The organism is Caballeronia sp. KNU42, assembly GCF_053760385.1.
The window spans coordinates 1,438,858-1,455,551 of the sequence record NZ_CM132390.1; the positions used below are offsets into that span (position 1 = coordinate 1,438,858).

The 16,694-nt window shown below is 61.7% G+C and carries 14 protein-coding genes; 9 read left to right on the top strand and 5 right to left on the bottom strand.

The window, feature by feature from the left end:
• The first annotated feature begins 32 nt into the window (after positions 1-32).
• Together katE and ACSOSP_RS37720 are read left to right on the top strand one after the other, a co-directional pair.
• Positions 33-2,183: a catalase HPII gene (gene katE, locus ACSOSP_RS37715; RefSeq protein WP_455314108.1), complete on the top strand. Its 2,151-nt coding sequence runs from the start codon at positions 33-35 to the stop codon at positions 2,181-2,183.
• A 35-nt stretch (positions 2,184-2,218) separates the two neighbouring features.
• Complete coding sequence (locus ACSOSP_RS37720; RefSeq protein WP_455314109.1) at positions 2,219-2,521, top strand: putative quinol monooxygenase; 303 nt, start codon at positions 2,219-2,221, stop codon at positions 2,519-2,521.
• A gap of 91 nt (positions 2,522-2,612) precedes the next feature.
• Here ACSOSP_RS37720 and ACSOSP_RS37725 read toward each other — a convergent pair whose 3' ends face one another.
• Together ACSOSP_RS37725 and ACSOSP_RS37730 are read right to left on the bottom strand one after the other, a co-directional pair.
• The gene (locus ACSOSP_RS37725) at positions 2,613-3,050 is read right to left on the bottom strand and encodes a PRC-barrel domain-containing protein (RefSeq protein WP_455314110.1); all 438 of its coding nucleotides are present in this window, start codon (positions 3,048-3,050) and stop codon (positions 2,613-2,615) included.
• A 610-nt stretch (positions 3,051-3,660) separates the two neighbouring features.
• Complete coding sequence (locus ACSOSP_RS37730; RefSeq protein ID WP_455314111.1) at positions 3,661-3,981, bottom strand: DUF4148 domain-containing protein; 321 nt, start codon at positions 3,979-3,981, stop codon at positions 3,661-3,663.
• Positions 3,982-4,378: 397 nt separating this feature from the next.
• On the opposite strand from ACSOSP_RS37730, the gene ACSOSP_RS37735 reads away from it, so the two are divergent.
• Together ACSOSP_RS37735 and ACSOSP_RS37740 are read left to right on the top strand one after the other, a co-directional pair.
• A complete protein-coding gene (locus ACSOSP_RS37735) occupies positions 4,379-7,972 on the top strand; it encodes an ATP-binding protein (RefSeq protein ID WP_455314112.1) in 3,594 nt (1,197 codons plus the stop codon).
• Between the two features lie 165 nt (positions 7,973-8,137).
• Positions 8,138-8,653: a hypothetical protein gene (locus ACSOSP_RS37740; RefSeq protein ID WP_455314113.1), complete on the top strand. Its 516-nt coding sequence runs from the start codon at positions 8,138-8,140 to the stop codon at positions 8,651-8,653.
• 51 nt (positions 8,654-8,704) lie between these two features.
• On the opposite strand, the gene ACSOSP_RS37745 is transcribed toward ACSOSP_RS37740, so the two are convergent.
• Both ACSOSP_RS37745 and ACSOSP_RS37750 read right to left on the bottom strand, forming a co-directional pair.
• Positions 8,705-8,893, bottom strand: a complete 189-nt coding sequence (locus ACSOSP_RS37745; RefSeq protein WP_455314114.1) for a hypothetical protein — start codon at positions 8,891-8,893, stop codon at positions 8,705-8,707.
• Between the two features lie 179 nt (positions 8,894-9,072).
• Positions 9,073-10,254 (bottom strand): TIGR03364 family FAD-dependent oxidoreductase, encoded by a 1,182-nt coding sequence (locus ACSOSP_RS37750; protein WP_455314115.1) that lies wholly within the window; start codon positions 10,252-10,254, stop codon positions 9,073-9,075.
• Between the two features lie 123 nt (positions 10,255-10,377).
• On the opposite strand from ACSOSP_RS37750, the gene ACSOSP_RS37755 reads away from it, so the two are divergent.
• Positions 10,378-11,133, top strand: coding sequence for a DeoR/GlpR family DNA-binding transcription regulator (locus ACSOSP_RS37755; protein WP_455314116.1), 756 nt, complete (start codon positions 10,378-10,380; stop codon positions 11,131-11,133).
• A 21-nt stretch (positions 11,134-11,154) separates the two neighbouring features.
• Here ACSOSP_RS37755 and ACSOSP_RS37760 read toward each other — a convergent pair whose 3' ends face one another.
• Positions 11,155-12,282, bottom strand: a complete 1,128-nt coding sequence (locus ACSOSP_RS37760) for a 2-aminoethylphosphonate--pyruvate transaminase (protein WP_455314117.1) — start codon at positions 12,280-12,282, stop codon at positions 11,155-11,157.
• Positions 12,283-12,588: 306 nt separating this feature from the next.
• Here ACSOSP_RS37760 and phnS point away from each other — a divergent pair, with 306 nt between their 5' ends.
• From phnS to phnV, 4 genes are all read left to right on the top strand, one after another.
• Complete coding sequence (gene phnS / locus ACSOSP_RS37765; protein WP_455314118.1) at positions 12,589-13,677, top strand: 2-aminoethylphosphonate ABC transporter substrate-binding protein; 1,089 nt, start codon at positions 12,589-12,591, stop codon at positions 13,675-13,677.
• Between the two features lie 63 nt (positions 13,678-13,740).
• Positions 13,741-14,829: a 2-aminoethylphosphonate ABC transport system ATP-binding subunit PhnT gene (phnT, locus tag ACSOSP_RS37770; RefSeq protein ID WP_455314119.1), complete on the top strand. Its 1,089-nt coding sequence runs from the start codon at positions 13,741-13,743 to the stop codon at positions 14,827-14,829.
• Entirely contained in the window at positions 14,807-15,718 is a 912-nt protein-coding gene (locus tag ACSOSP_RS37775) for a 2-aminoethylphosphonate ABC transporter permease subunit (protein ID WP_455314120.1), read from the top strand. Before phnT ends, ACSOSP_RS37775 begins: the two co-directional genes overlap by 23 nt.
• A 64-nt stretch (positions 15,719-15,782) precedes the next feature.
• Complete coding sequence (phnV, locus tag ACSOSP_RS37780) at positions 15,783-16,547, top strand: 2-aminoethylphosphonate ABC transport system, membrane component PhnV (RefSeq protein ID WP_455315361.1); 765 nt, start codon at positions 15,783-15,785, stop codon at positions 16,545-16,547.
• Positions 16,548-16,694 lie beyond the last annotated feature (147 nt).

Consider the following 16,694-nt stretch of genomic DNA (forward strand, 5'->3'; position numbering starts at 1 on the left):
CGCCACTTCAACTGCAACCTGGAGTTCCCCCGATGCCCACCTCGAAGAAGAATGCAGGCGCGCCCGCGCCCTCAAAAAACACCAGCGCAGTTGCGCGCACACCCTCACAAAGCAACACCAATCCCAAGCTCGACAGTCTCGAGCAGTTCCGCTCGGACGCGACGAATCAGGCGCTGACGACCAACCAGGGCGTCAAGGTTTCCGATAACCAGAACACCTTGAAAGCCGGTCCTCGCGGACCTTCGCTGCTCGAAGATTTCATCATGCGTGAAAAAATCACGCACTTCGATCACGAGCGGATTCCGGAGCGCATCGTGCACGCACGCGGTTCAGCCGCGCATGGTGTGTTCAAGCCATACAAGGCGCACACGGACCTGACGAAAGCGGCATTCCTGCTGGACCCGAACAAGGAAACGCCGGTGTACGTACGATTCTCGACGGTGCAGGGTTCACGCGGTTCTGCCGACACCGTGCGCGACGTGCGGGGTTTCGCCGTCAAGTTCTATACCGAGGAAGGCAACTTCGACCTGGTCGGCAACAACATGCCTGTCTTCTTCATTCAGGATGCGATCAAGTTTCCGGACTTCGTCCATGCAGTGAAACCCGAACCGCACAACGAAATGCCGCAAGGTGGTTCGGCCCACGATACCTTCTGGGACTTCGTCTCGCTCGTACCGGAGTCCGCGCACATGGTGTTGTGGACCATGTCAGACCGCGCAATCCCGCGCAGCTTGCGCACCATGGAAGGATTCGGTATCCATACGTTTCGTCTGGTGAATGCCGAGGGCCACGGCCGCTTCGTTAAATTCCACTGGCGTCCGACCATTGGCTCGGCTTCGCTCTTGTGGGACGAAGCGCAGAAGCTGGCCGGCAAGGATGCGGATTTTCATCGGCGCGATTTGTGGGAAGCGATCGACATGGGCGACTATCCTGAATGGGAGCTGGGCGTGCAGATTGTGGAAGAGGACGACGAGCATTCGTTCGACTTCGATCTGCTCGATCCGACCAAGATCATTCCGGAGGAAATCGTGCCGATCACCATGCTCGGCAAACTCACGCTGAACCGCAATCCGGATAATTTTTTTGCGGAAACGGAACAGGTGGCGTTTTGTCCCGGGCACATTGTGCCGGGCATCGATTTCTCGAACGATCCGCTGCTGCAAGGCCGCTTGTTCTCGTATACGGACACGCAGATCAGCCGGCTAGGCGGCCCGAATTTTCACGAGATCCCCATCAACCGTACGATCGCGCCGATGCACAACAACCAGCGCGATGCAAAACACCGGATGACGGTGAATCGCGGGCAAGCGTCGTACGAACCCAATTCCATCGATAGCGGCTGGCCGAAGGAAACCGAACCGGCAGCGATTGGCGGTGGTTTCGAGACCTATCCGGAACGCGTGGATGCTGTAAAGATCCGCCAGCGCAGCGAGTCGTTTGCCGATCATTATTCGCAGGCCACGCTGTTCTGGAATAGCATGACGAAGCCGGAGAAGGATCACATCGTGGGTGCGTATTCGTTCGAGCTGAGCAAGGTCGAGCGCAAGTTCATTCGCGAACGGCAACTCGGGATCCTGGCGAATATCGACAGTGAATTGTGTGCACGTGTTGCCGATAATCTCGGCCTGTCGGCGCCGAAAGCGAGCGCAAGCGCAGCGGAACTGGGCAAGTCGTCGCTGACTGAGTCACCGGCGTTGAGCCTTGTCGCGAAGGCGAAGCCGTCGGTGAAGACACGCAAGGTTGCGATTCTCGCCGCGAAGGGTGCGGATGTCGCCACCATCAAGGCGATCAAGGACGCGCTGACCGCAGAGGGTGCGCATGCGAAGGTGATTGCGCCGCAACTGGGCACATTGGGCGATGGCGTGGAAGTCGATGCAACCATTCTCGCCTTGCCATCGATCATGTTCGACGGCGTGGTGGTAGCCGGCGGCGCGGCAAGCGCGAAGCTCCTGTCGGAATCCGGCGATGCCCGCCACTTCGTACTCGAATCGTTCAAGCATCTCAAGGCGATTGGCGCGGTGGGCGATGGCGAGGATGTGCTGGCTGCCGCGCATCTGCCGACCGGTGACGAAGGCGTCAGCGTAGGCAGCGACGCGAAGAAGGTGATGAAGGCGTTTATTGCGGCGTTGTCGAAACATCGCGTATGGGCGCGGGCCGACAAGGCGGAAAGCGTGCCGGCGTAATGGGCGCTGGCCACTATATGTGAACGGAGGACGACATGGTCAAGACAGCATTGTGGGTCCGGCTGGAAGCAAAACCCGGCAAGGAGAAGGATGTCGAAGCGTTCTTGCTGGGCGGCCTCGCGCTGGTCGAGCAGGAGCCTGCCACGACCGCATGGTTCGCGTTGCAGTTGAACGCGAGCACGTTCGGAATCTTCGATGCCTTCCCCGACGAAGCCGGTCGCGACGCGCATCTTTCCGGCAAGGTCGCCGAGGCGCTGATGGCGCAGGCAGCCGAACTGTTCGCCTCGCCGCCGCAGATCATGAAGATCGATGTGCTGGCGGCGAAGCTGCCGGGCTGAACGTTCGCGGCACGTGGATCACTTGCTGCGGCGTTGAGCCTGGAGTTGCAACAAACGCCGCAACAAACGCCGCAGCAACCCTCACATCATCTCAATGATGGTCGTTGAACTCCGCACGGGGTTTCGGCGACGCGGGCATCTTCGCGTATTCGAACTCCGGCAGCGCCTTGATGGCCGCTTTCGTCGCGCCTGCCAGGACGATCTTGCCGCCGACTATATCGAGTTGCTCGATAGGAATCGCGACGTCGTGATGCGACACGCCCGCGAACTGGCTCGCCGCGACAATCGCAAACGATACCGACTTGTCCGGCGCCACGATGATGTCGTGAATCACACCGACCCGGTCGCCGTTCTCATTGACGACAGGCTTGTTGAGGATGGATTTCTTGATACTCCAGCCGCCCAGAATGGCTGTGGATTCCTCCACGCTGATGCCGAGCGTCTGCGAGCCGGCGACTTGCGCTTGCGAAGGAAGGGCGACTTGAGCCAGCGCTGCTGCAAGTAGCGCTGCGATGAGTTTCGTCTTCATGTGTGTCCTCTTGCGCGAGTGAATGAGCAGGCAGACGGCGCGCACATGCACGGCTTCGGGTTGGGAAACCGGAGACACGTTTGGCAACCGACCGCCGGAAAAACCATGGCTAAGCGTGATAGCTGATGGTCATGGACGGAGCGCGATACAACTAAGCGACGACTACGCGAAACGGACGGCTTGCTGCGAGTGACACGAAACACATTGGTAAAAGCGAACGAGCATGCTCGCGCCGGCAATGAAATCCCGGCGATTGCACGGTAGGTTGCATATTGCTCGGCCCGGATGGCTCGTTATGGCGATGTGACAGCGATGTGTCATGTATTCGCAATAAACGGGCTGATTGGATAGGGCAACAGAACCTGGCTGAATGTTAGCCGCGAAATCAATTTCTGTCAGAGACCGACTAACCGGGGCTAAACAAGGCGGGGCTAAACAAGGGGCGGGATGAAATAGACGCGGTTGCATGCCGGTCTATTCCTGAAGCATGGATGATGCTGCACGCAAGCTTGAAACGAAGGGAGCCGCTACGTGGCGGCTCCCTTCACTCTCTCAATTTAACTAACGCGTTAATTTTTACCGGATGGCAGTCCGGTCATAAATCTCGCGCTTAGTGCCCGAAGTACACCGAACGTGTTTCATCGGGTTGCGCCATCGGGACGCGCATGCCGGCAGCGGACGAACCATCTGTCGGCGAGCCGTAGGAGGTTGCGGTGACGCCGCGATTCGCTTGCAAGCGTTGCTCTGCCGCCTGGGCCTGCGCGGGGTAGGTCGTGTGATCGCCTTCGACGTTATAGCCGGATTGTTCCATCTGAAGCAGATCGGCCTTGACTGCAGGGCGGCTTATCGTGTCCGCGTCTTGCGCATAAGCGAATGCCGGTGCGCCGAGCGCGGAAGCAAGCACGATTGCGGGAACCAGTGACTTGAACATGACGGAATCTCCTCTCTGATATGTGATGAGTGTGTTCCAAGACCAATGAAGTCATGCTGAACAAACTCATCACTGAAGTGTAGGCAAGCAAGTGTTGTTGCATTAGCCGTGAATCTGTCGAAATAGTATTGTGTGTCTCGCAATAATGCTTGCACTGGATGAGTGCAAATGGTGACAGGTTAACTGTACGGTTAATGACCAGGCTTACGTTTTTGCTTACGTTCTTGTTAGCCAGGATCGGTCGGACGCGGTGTCGCTTCCTGCATGGTCTATGTAACTGTGTCATTTAGGCAGACTGATCGTTTCAACTTCTCCAATTGGCGTGGGCGCTTCTATTTGCGACACTGGCGCTCCCTTCAAGAGCGCGTGTCTCGCGCCGTGCGCAGGCAATCACCCAATGAGTTTGCTCAGGACACACGTCGCGATACAAAGCATCAGGACGTTGCGTCAGGCAATGGTGTTCACCTGTCTGCTGGCGCTTTCCATTGCAGTCAATGCAGCAACGCCCAGGCCGTTTATCGTGGGAGCAGTCCCGGGCGCATTGCCGCCAATGGAAATGAATGATCCGGATGACTCCGGTTCGCCAGTTCGTGGCGTCTCGGCTGATTTCGCGCAACGTGTGGCTATCGCGTTGCAGAGGCCGCTCGAATGGCGGACCTTTCCTGAGCGTTCTGCCATGTTGGATGCGTTGCGTCACCATCGGATTGATGCGGCGACCAGTGCAACCGGCAATGACGCAGGACCGGCGCTGCGTTACAGCCGGCCTTATGTTGCGACCAAGCAAGTCTTCGTTGAACGGCGCGTGGCGGGCCGTCGCACAGGACGGATTGCTTATGTCGAGCAACAAACGTCGGTGCGGCAGTTGCACGATGCTTATCCCGCGCTGCACGCCGTGGGCTATCGCGATACGCTGAGTGCGCTGCTGGCTGTGTCGCTGGGAGACGCGGACGCGTTCGTGGGCGACCTGGCCACGGCGGGTTACACGATCGATCACCTTGACTTGGTAAGCCTCACCATCTCCGGCTTTGCAGCCTTCGATGAAGCCGGCTACAGCTTCGCGTTCGCCGCCGACGCCGCAGGCGACATCCAGCGTCAGCGCGTGGATGCGGCGCTCGCCGCGCTGCCGCCCCGTTTTCTGCAGGAAGTGCGTGCGCGATGGGCGGCTGCCGCCGCCGTGACGTTCACCCGGCCGCTTACGTTGAGCGATGCGCAACGTGCCTGGATAAGCGCGCATCCGGTGATCGACTATTCCATGTATGCGGACGCCGCGCCCATGACATTCCGCGATTCAAGCGGAAAGCCCGCAGGTCTGGCAATCGATATGCTCGCGGCTATTGGCGCGCTCACGGGTCTGAGCTTCGAAGGCCGCCTGCACGGTTCCACAGGGCAGGTGACCGATGACCTGGGCGACGGCCGCGCGAGCATGATCGCCTACGGACTGAGCGCAGGGCAAATCCCGCCGCAGTTCGCGCCGACCAGACCTTATGGCGAAGGCGTGCTGGTGATCCTGACGCGGGCGGGAGCGCAGCCGTTGCGAGACGCGCAAGCGCTGGCGGGCAAACGCGTTGCGCTTTGGCCCAATCATGCGCTTATGAGCGAATTGCGGGAGCGCGTGCCGTCGGTGCATATCGTCGAGGCATCGCCGATCAATGGCCAGTTCGATGCCGTGGTAAACGGCCAGGCCGACGCCACCATCATCGACCTGACCTTCGCCAACTATGCGGTTGGCAATCCGTATCGCAACAAGCTCGTCATCACGGGCGCGTTCTCGGATCAGCCCGTGCAGCACGGCTTTCTCATCGCGCGCAATCAGCCCATGCTGCTCGCGATCATGAACCGCGCGATCGAACACATGCAGCCGACGGAACTCGACGCTATTCGCCGCCGCTGGATGCTCATCGAACACCCGGAAAGCCAGTGGCAGCGGCGGCGTCCGCAGGTTATTGCCGGCGCGCTGCTGGGTGCGGCCGTGCTGGCGCTGCTGATCGGCTGGGCGGTGTCGTTGAAAGCGCAGATTGCGCGCCGGCGGGCGGCCGAACAGGCGATGCGCGCAGCCAAGGAAGAAGCCGAAACCGCGAACCGCGCGAAGTCGACGTTCCTTGCCACCATGAGCCACGAAATCCGTACGCCGATGAACGCTGTGCTCGGGCTTCTCGAACTTGAATTGCGCAGCCCGGGAGACCGTGCAGCGACTGAGCGGGCGCTGGGTACGGCGCATCACGCGGCACATGACCTGCTTGGCATGATCGACGATATCCTCGACATGGCGAAGATCGAAGCCGGGCGGCTCGTGCTCACGCCTGCGCCGCTGGAATTGGGCGTGTGGGTGCAAAGCGTGGTGGCGATCTATGAGCCGGCGGCGCGCAGCAAAGGCGTCGAGCTTGTTGTGCGCATGCGTGGGCATCGGGAGCATGAGCGCGTGTGGGTGATGGCCGACGGGCTGCGCCTGCGGCAAGTGCTGGGCAATCTGTTGTCGAATGCGATCAAGTTCACGGATGCGGGACAGGTGACGCTCGAGTATGCGATCGGGGCAGCGAGGAAAGGCCACGCCCATAACGCTCTCGTTACCGATGCGCATATCGCGCATCGCGAACTGTTGCTGGCAGTCTCGGACACCGGCATCGGTATCGCAGCGGATCAGCAAGCGTTGCTGTTCGCGCCGTTCGCGCAGGCGCGACAAGAGCGGCCCGGCCGCTTTGGCGGCACCGGTCTCGGCCTCACTATCTGCCGCCGCCTGATGACCATGATGGGCGGCACGATCCGGTTGTCGAGCAAGGCCGGGCAGGGCAGCCGCTTTACCGCGCGGGTACGCTTGCCTGTAGCCCGTCAGCCGTTGGAAACACCCGTGCGCACGTCAGAGCCCGATACGCATGACTTGGCCGGTTTGCATGTACTCGTTGTCGACGATCATCCGGCCAATCGCATCCTGCTTGCGAGCCAGTTGAATACGCTCGGCTGCGTGCTTGAAACTGCTAACGACGGCGACGCTGCTTTTGCGCGTTGGGAGCGGCAGCGGCGAGAAGGCGCCCCGTTCGACTTGATCCTGACTGATTGTTCGATGCCCACGATGAGCGGCGAGGATCTCGCGCGTGCCATTCGCGCGCGCGAACTGGCGCTGGCGCGTACGAACGCCCGTATGAAGCCGACGCCCATCATAGGCATGACCGCGAACGCGCAGCCCGAGGCGCTTACGCAAGCGCTCGGCGCAGGCATGACGTTGTGCCTTGTCAAGCCGCTTGGGCTCGACGCGCTGCACCGCGCTCTGGTACTTGCCATGCGCGATGAGCTCGGGCAGAAGGTCGTCTTACCCGTTGCCACTCGCGCCAAAGATCCGGCGCCGCCATCGGATTCCAGATCCTTCTTCGATCGCGTATTGGGTGTTGCACCCATGCATATGTCGACCGCATCGATTAGTTCCGCGACGCCAGGCGCGGCGCATGCCGATACCTACGGTCCCACTCAAACCTTCCCTGCGAACAGGGCCGTCGGCAGCGCCGTTTCGGCTGCACTCAATGTGTCCGTTGCCGATCCCGGGAACCTGACGAGCGCGTTCGACGACCCCTCGGATACAGAGTCGGATACAGCGTCCGAAACGGCTCAACCTGTCGATCACGCCGCTGCGCAACCAGGCACGCTCGCTCTCGCAGCCACGATCCCGCGTTTCAACGTGGAGCAGCTCAACGGTTTCGGGGACCAGGCCGCCGCGCTGGTCGATGCATTGAAGTCGGCAAACCAGCAGGATCTCGAGGAGGCGCGCCGGGCGTTTGCATCGGCGGACTTTCGCCGTCTGCTCGAACTCGTGCACCGGATGAAGGGAGCGGCGTTCGTGATCGGCGCCACGTCTTTCTCCGATGCCTGCCTGAGCCTTCAGCGTGCATGCGTGACAGCGCCAGGACATGGCTACGACACCGCGGCGATTCGCGCGGCGTATGCCCGTTTCCACGACGAAGCAATAGCGCTCAATGCGGCGCTCGAGCGGCACCCCGCCTGAGGGCTCAAGGGTGCTTTGCTTTTCGATTGGCGTTGATCGACGCGGGTCATGGCGCCGTCGTGATTAATGCCCGATCCCGTTCCGGGGACGCGCATGTGTTTTAATTAGCCCCTCCTCTCGCTCCGACACTTGGCCGTTGCGTTTCCGGCGCGGCCCGATCGCCGAATGAATAGAAGGTTTCTTTCGCATCATCGTCACCACCGCCAAAGTCGCCGGCGTGTTGCCATTGTGTGGTTGCTGCTTGCGCTTTCGGCCGGCGGTGTGCCGGTTCACGCGCAAAAAGCCGAGCTGCTTGATCCGCGCGTGACCCAGTCGACCATTGTGGACACGATCTGCCGCCCGGGTTACGCCGACGACGTCCTGCCTCCCTTCGACACCTTGCAGCGCCAGAAGGAGCAACTGCTGACTCAACGCCATGTGGACCCGAAGAGCGCTTCGGACTACGCGCTCGACCACCGCATGCCGATCCTGCTGGGCGGTTCGCCGACCGCGGCGGCAAACCTTGACATCCGCCGCTGGGATGGGCGTGCCGGGCAGCGCCGCAAGGAACGGCTGGCGGTGTTCCTGAAGCGCTGCGTGTGTACGGGCGATATGCCGCTGGCGGCGGCACAGGCGGCGATCTCGGGGGACTGGCCGAGCCGTTTCAGCAACCTGTCGAGTCCCACCTGCAGCGGAGGGTGAGGACAGGGTCGTTCGCCCGGGGCCATCGGCACGGATCGAGTGAACGACCCCTTATTCGATCGTGAACGTATCGAGCGGCTGATTCGCCTGGGCCTCGCCGGCGAAGCGCCTCGCCAGTTGCTCGTGGAGGCGGCGGGCTTCATCGAGTGTCAGGTCGATCCAGTATGGGTCTCCCGCGCCGTCGTTCAGACGTTCGGGCGGAAACTGGATCTCCAGCACAATGCCTTTCTTGTAGCTCATCGATCGATACCCGGCGCAATCGCACAAAAGAACAGGCGACGAGTTTACCGGGCGAGGGCGCCTTCATTGCCCCGCGGCGAGGAAATAGATTCTTGCCGGTGGCTGAATGATGCCGCGTGGTTCTGCACCCCTCATGACATCTGGCCGCGCCGTTAAAGGACCGCATCTGCGACAAGTTGTCACTCTATGGGCAGCGCTGCCCCGTCAAGCAGATGACTGACTACACGCTCACCCAGGGCCGGCCCGACGCTCATGCCCACGCCGCTATGCATGTACACACCGGTCACATTCGGCGCGGCCCGCAGGACAGAAAACGGTGCGCCCGAGGTAGCGGTGCGCGCCCCATACACGCCTTGCCACCGCTCGACGACCCGCACCGTGCTGCCGAGCGTGTCCTCAGCCAGGCCGAGCAGGATTTCATCGATAGCCTGCGCATTGAACGGTGACGGATCATCGCCATAATCATGCGAGTCACCCACGATGAGGTCCCCTCCAGGCGTCGGGCTCGCCAGCAGATGGATACCGTGCTCGAGCAACGGGGGTTCTTGCGCGGCCACTTCCGCTTGCAGCGCAGCGGCTTCGGGAAGGTCCGAGAACGCGCCGTAATGCAGGCAGCTCAGTCCGGTCAGCACGGCATGATCGAGGGCGAAAGGCGTGGTCGGCCGCACGCGCAGCATCTGCAACCGGCACACCCGCGGTTCCAGTACAGCGAGTTGCGGCGCGAGCAGCGACAGATAATCGTGTCCCGCGCAAACCACCACATGCTCCGCGCGCCAATGCCCCGCAGTCGTCTCGACCCGCCCGTCATCCACATCCTGCACGAGCGTCCCGAAGCGAAAATCCACGTTGAACACAAACCGCAAATAGTCGATGAGCGCAGGCACCGCCTGACGCGAAAACACCTGCAAATCGGCACGCCCATGCAGTGCGGCGCGATGCTTGCGAAAGCGGCCATCGTAGAGATCGTCGAGCGCGGCGCGCGAAAGCAACGCGGCGTCGTAGCCCGCCGCCTCGGCGCGCGTTGCTGCGAACGCCTCCATTACCTGGGCTTCGGCCGCGCTGCGGGCGAACATCAGCGAGCCTGAACGCCGCACATGCAGCGCCGCGCCGGCTGCCCAGTCGAGCCATATTTTCCGCGATGCCTGCGCAAGCGCATGCATCGCGCCCGGCGGCTGGCCGGTCACCAGCACCATGCCAAAATTTCTGACGGACGCGCCGACCGGCGTGCCGCTGCGCTCGAATACGGTCACGCGCAAACCGCGTTTGGCGAATGCATAGGCATGCGCCAGCCCGAGAATGCCCGCGCCGATAATCGCGACATCGGTGCGAAGGGGAGTGGGTGTCGTTGTTGTCATGGTCATCCGTGTGGCGGGCCGTCGCGTACTATCGCGTACTACAATACGCGCGGTCCGGGGTTATCCTCCGGGTTATCCTGCTTGTCCCTTAGCTTGTTCATCCATTGCCGGCATGTCCGGCCGCACCCGATGCTCGCCGAACAACGTCATCAATACATCCTGTCGGAGTTGTCGAAGAACGGCGCGTTGTCGGTCGCCGAACTCGTGCGCGCGCTCGACGTGTCGCGCGAGACCATCCGGCGCGACCTCAACGCCTTGGCCGAACGCGGCCTGATCGCGACCACCCACGGCGGCGCGCTGTCCAATGATCGCCGGGAGCCGGACCTCGACGTGCGGGAGGCTGCGAACGCCGTCGCCAAGCGTGCGATCGGCGAGCGTGCCGCGCAACTGGTGCCCGACGGCGCGTCGGTGATCATCGACTCGGGCAGCACGACGCAAGCGGTGGCGCGCGCGCTGGGCGACCGGCACCGCTTGATGGTCTACACCAACGACTGGCGCATCGCGCTGCTGCTCGGCCGCCGCAACGACAACAAGGTCACCCTCTTCGGCGGCGAGCTCTCGGACAACGAGGACGCGGTATTTGGTCTCGACACCGTGCAGCAACTTTCGCAATATCACGTGGACTTCGCATTCGTGGGCGCGGGCGCGATCACCACCGAAGGTTTCCTGACCGACTACTCGCGCCTCGCCGCCGAAGTGCGCAGCCGCATGATCCTGGCGGCGAGCGCGGCGGCTATCGTCGCGGACAACTCGAAGTTCGGCAACGTCACGCCCGTGCGTATCCGCGACTTCGAGAAGGCGCGTTACCTGATCACCGAAGTCGCGCCCGACAAAGCCATGCGCCGCGCGATTGCCGCGCGCGGGCCGGAGCTGCTGATCGCCTGAGTGCGGACGTCGCACTTGCGCTCAAGCTGCCAGACGCACATGCAGCGAGCCTAGCGCCCGTCCAATGGCCGCTACCGCGTTATATATTTCGTTCGCGTCAATCGCGCCGATGCAGCCCACGCGGAACGTCTCCACTTCCGTCAGCTTGCCCGGATAGAGCACATAACCCGCATCGCGGACGGCTTCATAAAAGCGCTTGAAATCGTAGGCCGGATCGTTCGGCGCATGGAACGTGACGATCACCGGCGCCTGCACCGCGGCATCCAGGAACGGCTTGAAACCCAGCGACGCCATGCCGTCGATCAACGCCGCGCAATTGCTTCGATACCGCGCGCCGCGCGCCGGCTGCCCCCCTTCCGCGATGAACTGATCGAGCGCCGAACGCAACGCCGCGACCACATGCGTAGGCGGTGTGAACCGCCATTGCGTGGTTTTCACCATGTACGCGTATTGATCGTGAAGGTCGAGCGCGAGCGAGCGCGAATTACCCGCTGACGCTTCCAGCAACGCGCGCTTTACGATCACGAAGCCCATCCCCGGCACGCCTTCGAGACACTTGCCGCTGGCGGAAATCACCGCATCAATGCCACCCTTCGATACATCGATTGGCAACGCACCGAACGAACTCATTGCATCGACGATCAGGCTCTTGCCATGCTGCTTGCACAGCGCTGCAATCTCGTCGAGCGGGTTCAGCAAGCCCGCGCTCGTCTCCAGATGCACCTGCGCCACATGCGTGATGCGCGGCTCGCGGCGAAACATCTCTTCGATCCGTTCGACGCTGGCCGGCTCGTCATCGCGAAACTTCAGTTCAATCGACGCCACCCCCAGGCGCTCAAGTATCTTCAGTAAGCGTGTGCAATACGCGCCGTTGTTCGGCACGAGCACGACCGCATCGCGCGGCACGAGCGAGCCGAGCGCCGCTTCCACGGAAAACGTCCCGCTGCCCTGCATGGGTACACACACAAAGTCTTTTTGGCCGGACACGATCGCAAGCAGGTCGCGGCAGATCTCGCTTGTCATCCGGTTGAAAGCCGCGTCCCAGGAACCCCAGTCGCGCAGCATCGCCTGACGGGTGGCAGGCGATGTGGTCAGGGGGCCAGGGGTCAGCAAAATCGGGTCACTTCCGTTGATCACGTTTTTCTCCATTCATAGCTTTCAAGCGCCGTTCCGATGGCTTGATAGTCGGTCAGGCATCGCGCGGCAGGCGTGAAATAGTCTACGTCGTAATTTTGGCGAAATGTGTTCTTTGTTGGAAAAATGTGGCATCGTCACGTCGCTGTCATGAAGTTCTGTGATTCTTCGTTCGGGTTGCTGGCGCACTGAAATCCGGGGCGCCGAACCAATGAATCATCGGACTTAAAAGAATCGAGCCGATGCTTAGAAAAACGTGCCAAACGTACATCTAACTTCACGCCACCTGGCTGTATCCGCTATCCCGGAGAAACAAGCACCATGACGAAAAATCGCTTTCCCGCATCCCGTTTTGCAAAGCGCGTGTTGCCGGCCCTGGCCGCGGCCGCTTTCGCGAGCGTTGTGACGGTGCCGGCTTTTGCTGCCGACGCAGTCGTGCTGTACAGCGCCGACGGTCTGGAAAACCTGTACAAGGACGTCTTGCCGGCCTTTGAAAAGAAGGAAGGCGTGAAGGTCAATATCGTGATTGCGGGTAGCGGGGAAGTCGTGAATCGCGCGACGGTGGAGAAGGACTCGCCGAAAGCCGACGTGATCGTCACGCTGCCGCCGTTCATTCAGCAAGCGTCGCAAGGCGGCTTGCTGCAGCCGTACCAGAGCGTCAACTACGCGAACGTGCCGGCAATCGCCAAAGCTTCGGATGGCGCCTGGGCCACCTTCGTGAACAACTATTTCTCGTTCGCGATCAACCCGGAAATCACGAAGACCGCACCAAAGACCTTTGCTGATCTGCTGCAACCCGACTTCAGCGGCAAGGTGGCTTATTCGAATCCCGCCACGGCCGGCGACGGCATGGCCGTGATCATCCTGACGAGCGCGCTGATGGGCGAAGACAAGGCGTTCGACTACCTCAAGAATCTGGAAAAGAGCGCAAAATTCCACACCAAGGGCACGGGTTATCTCGACGTCCTGCTCTCGCGCAACGAGATCGCGTTCGCCAACGGCGACCTGCAGATGGACCTGGACGACTCGACCAACGGCGGCCTGTCGCTCAAGCCGATCTTCCTCTCGGCCAAGCCCGGCGAAGCTCCGACCACGTTCCAGTTGCCCTACGCAATCGGCCTGATCAAGGGCGGCCCGAACCAGGCTGAAGGCAAGAAGCTGGTGGACTACCTGATGTCGAAGGAAGTGCAGGCGAAGGTGCCGGATATCTATGGCATCCCGGGCCGTACGGATGTTCCGCTGGCCGGCAAGAACGGCGAGACGGTCAAGCAGGCCATTGCGGGCGTGAAGCTGATTCCGGTGGACTGGAACCAGGTAATGGATAAGAAGGCTGCATGGACCACACGCTGGAAAAACGAAGTGATCGGCAATTCGGACAAACAGCTGGAAGTCGTGAAGCCGAAGTCGTAAGCGTCTGTCTTCTTTGACCTTCGCGCTCGTCCTGTTTTCTCCAAGCTATCAAGGATGCGAACCGTGAACACTTTGACGCTGGCTCCGGCCGCTGGCGAAGCCGCCGCCGTGGATGCAGATGAGCACGCGCACGGCGGCGTGCGTATCGACCGCTTGAGCGTGCGCTTCGGCACACGCACCGTGCTCGATGACCTGTCGCTGACCATCGAGCGTGGCGAGCTGCTGACCGTGCTCGGCCGCAGCGGCTGTGGCAAGACCACGTTGCTGCGGTTTATCGCGGGCTTCATTGAAGCGGACGGGCTCGCAGGGACGTTGACGGTGGCGGGGCGTGATCTCACGCACGTGCCGCCGTTCAAGCGCAATCTCGGCTTGCTGTTTCAAAGTTATGCACTGTTTCCGCATCTGTCGGTGTATGACAACGTCGCGTTCGGTTTGCGGGCGCGGCGCTTGAAAGCAGGGGAGATCGCACGGCGCGTAGCCGATGCGCTCAAGCTCGTGCAACTCGGCGACGCGGGGCACGTGATGCCCGCGCAGTTGTCGGGCGGCATGCAGCAGCGCGTGGCGTTGGCGCGGGCGCTGGTGATCGAGCCGGATGTGCTGCTGCTGGACGAGCCGCTGTCCGCACTCGATGCCAACCTGCGCGCATCCGTTCGTACCGAACTCAAGGCGTTGCATGAGCGTTTGCCGAACCTGACCATTGTGTGTGTCACGCACGATCAGGACGACGCGCTCGTGCTCTCCGACCGCACCTTGCTGATGCGCGATGGCCGCATTGCGCAGCTCGGCACGCCGCGCGAACTGTACGACAACCCGAAGGACGCATTCGTCGCGCGCTATCTTGGCGCGGCCAACCTGTTGCCGCCGTCGATCATGTTCCCCATCGGCGATGCCCGTCACGATGACCGCGACCATGTGGCGTGCGTGCGTCCCGAGTGCCTGTCGATCGTGCCGCTGGGCGATGCGCAACTGCATGGCACGATTGCCTCGGTGGAATGGTATGGCGCGGCGCTGTCGGTATCGGTGATGCTTGATGCGTTGCCCGATCAACCCGTGCTCGTCACCATGCAGCGTGCCCACGGCCCGATGCCCGTGAAGGGCGCGCGCGTTTCCCTACGCCATGAGGTTGACGATGTCGTCCTTATCAGTGAGTGAAGCCGCGACTAAGCACGTAGTCGACGACGTCGCGCATACCGCTGCCAAGCGGCGTCGCGAACGGCTGGCGCAGTGGCATTTGTGGTTCATTTTGGTTGTCGTGCTGGGTCCGCTGGTTATCTATCCGCTGCTGCAACTCCTGATTCTCAGCGTGAGCGGTGCGCATGGCCTGAGCTTTCATGCCTATACCGCATTCTTCGGCAATTCGGAGACGAGCGGCGTGGTCGGCACGACGCTCGGCATCCTGTTCGCCAGCGCGTCGCTCGCTTCGGTGTTGGGCGTGCTGCTCGCGGCAATGCTGTTTTTCAAGCCATTCCCCGGGGCGAAGCTAGTCACCCGGTTCCTCGAATTGTTCGTCGCCTTCCCATCGTTCCTGGTCGCCTTCACGCTGATCTTTTTGTATGGCTCGCAGGGGTCGGTGAGCATTGCCTTGCAGCGGCTTTTCAACCTGCAGGACCCGCCGCTCAACTTCTTGTTCGGTATCGGCGGCGTGATTCTCGCGGAGGTCGTGTTCTACGCGCCGTTCGTCGTGCGGCCTACGCTCGCGTCATTCGCCACGCTCGACATGCGCCTGATCGAAGCCGCCAAGAGCCTTGGCGCGAACGGCTGGATGGTCGCGTTCAAGGTCATTCTGCCGCTCGCCTGGCCCGGTATTGCCGCGGGCACGATCCTGTGTTTCCTGCTGACGCTCAATGAGTTCGGCATTCTGCTGGTGCTTGGCAGCGCGCATCTGATCACGTTGCCGATGGCGATCTACAGCTCCGCGACCGTAGACCTCGACTTGCCGACAGCCGCCGCTGGCGCTGTCGTGATGCTAGCCATGTCGCTCTCGTTGTATGCGCTTTACAGGCGAGTCAATCGACGCACCGGAGGCCGCAATGGCAACTGAGTTCACGCTGCCCGCAACGACTTCCAAGCCGCATTCTCTTAAGCGGATCGGCGCGTGGGTATTCATGGGGTTTGCCGCGCTGTTGTGCTTTTGGCTGTTCGTGTTGCCGGTGATCGTGGTGGCGCTTTCGAGCGTGGCGTCGCACTGGTCGGGAACCATCTTCCCCGATGGTTTCAGCATGCGCTGGTTCGAACGCCTGGGTGGAAGCGACTTCGATGCATTGACCACGAGCCTTGAAGTCGGCTTCGGCGTCGCGGTGCTGGGCACTGTGCTCGGCTTATGGCTTGCGCTGGCGCTCGAAGGGCGTGACCGCCGCGGCGTGGGCGCATGGGTGGACACCATCGCGATGATGCCCAATGGCGTGCCGAGCGTCGTGCTCGGGCTGTCCGTGCTGATCGCGTATCACAAGAAACCGCTGGATATCTCGGGTTCGGCGGCAATCGTCGTGCTGGTGCAGCTCGCACTCGTGCTGCCATTTTGTTATCGATGCGCCGCCGCCGCGCTTCGCCCCGAACTCACGATCCTGCGCGAAGCGGCAGCCAGTCTTGGCGCGCCGCCTTCGATGGTCCTCTCACGCGTGGTTCTCCCGCAACTTGTGCCCGCCATACGCGCGAGTCTCGCGCTCGGATTTGCCCTGTCGCTCGGCGAACTGGGCGCGACGCTGACCGTCTATCCCCCGGGTTTTGCGACCGTGCCGATCGTGGTGGTCGGACAGGTGAATCGCGGTTATTACTTGCCGGCGTCGGCGCTGTCGCTGATCTTGCTGGCCGTTTCACTCGCCGCGTTGTTGCTGATCGCAGCAAAAGTGCCACGGCGGCGAATGGCCTGATCCGGCGCGTTGCCGTAGAAAGTCCCACTCTTCGGGACTTTTTTACGTCGAAAAATGTGGCAAATATTGGCGTTGTGCATCAAAATATGGAATCGCAAATTTAACCACAACGCTAGCCGCAGCGGCTGGCAGAACGCTGGTTCATCA

Excerpts from the sequence above, each read along its gene's own strand:
- katE (WP_455314108.1), top strand. The coding sequence starts at position 33 with ATGCCCACCTCGAAGAAGAATGCAGGCGCGCCCGCGCCCTCAAAAAAC.
- ACSOSP_RS37720 (WP_455314109.1), top strand. The coding sequence starts at position 2,219 with ATGGTCAAGACAGCATTGTGGGTCCGGCTGGAAGCAAAACCCGGCAAG.
- ACSOSP_RS37725 (WP_455314110.1), bottom strand. The coding sequence starts at position 3,050 with ATGAAGACGAAACTCATCGCAGCGCTACTTGCAGCAGCGCTGGCTCAA.
- ACSOSP_RS37730 (WP_455314111.1), bottom strand. The coding sequence starts at position 3,981 with ATGTTCAAGTCACTGGTTCCCGCAATCGTGCTTGCTTCCGCGCTCGGC.
- ACSOSP_RS37735 (WP_455314112.1), top strand. The coding sequence starts at position 4,379 with ATGAGTTTGCTCAGGACACACGTCGCGATACAAAGCATCAGGACGTTG.
- ACSOSP_RS37740 (WP_455314113.1), top strand. The coding sequence starts at position 8,138 with ATGAATAGAAGGTTTCTTTCGCATCATCGTCACCACCGCCAAAGTCGC.
- ACSOSP_RS37745 (WP_455314114.1), bottom strand. The coding sequence starts at position 8,893 with ATGAGCTACAAGAAAGGCATTGTGCTGGAGATCCAGTTTCCGCCCGAA.
- ACSOSP_RS37750 (WP_455314115.1), bottom strand. The coding sequence starts at position 10,254 with ATGACCATGACAACAACGACACCCACTCCCCTTCGCACCGATGTCGCG.
- ACSOSP_RS37755 (WP_455314116.1), top strand. The coding sequence starts at position 10,378 with ATGCTCGCCGAACAACGTCATCAATACATCCTGTCGGAGTTGTCGAAG.
- ACSOSP_RS37760 (WP_455314117.1), bottom strand. The coding sequence starts at position 12,282 with ATGGAGAAAAACGTGATCAACGGAAGTGACCCGATTTTGCTGACCCCT.
- phnS (WP_455314118.1), top strand. The coding sequence starts at position 12,589 with ATGACGAAAAATCGCTTTCCCGCATCCCGTTTTGCAAAGCGCGTGTTG.
- ACSOSP_RS37775 (WP_455314120.1), top strand. The coding sequence starts at position 14,807 with ATGTCGTCCTTATCAGTGAGTGAAGCCGCGACTAAGCACGTAGTCGAC.
- phnV (WP_455315361.1), top strand. The coding sequence starts at position 15,783 with ATGGGGTTTGCCGCGCTGTTGTGCTTTTGGCTGTTCGTGTTGCCGGTG.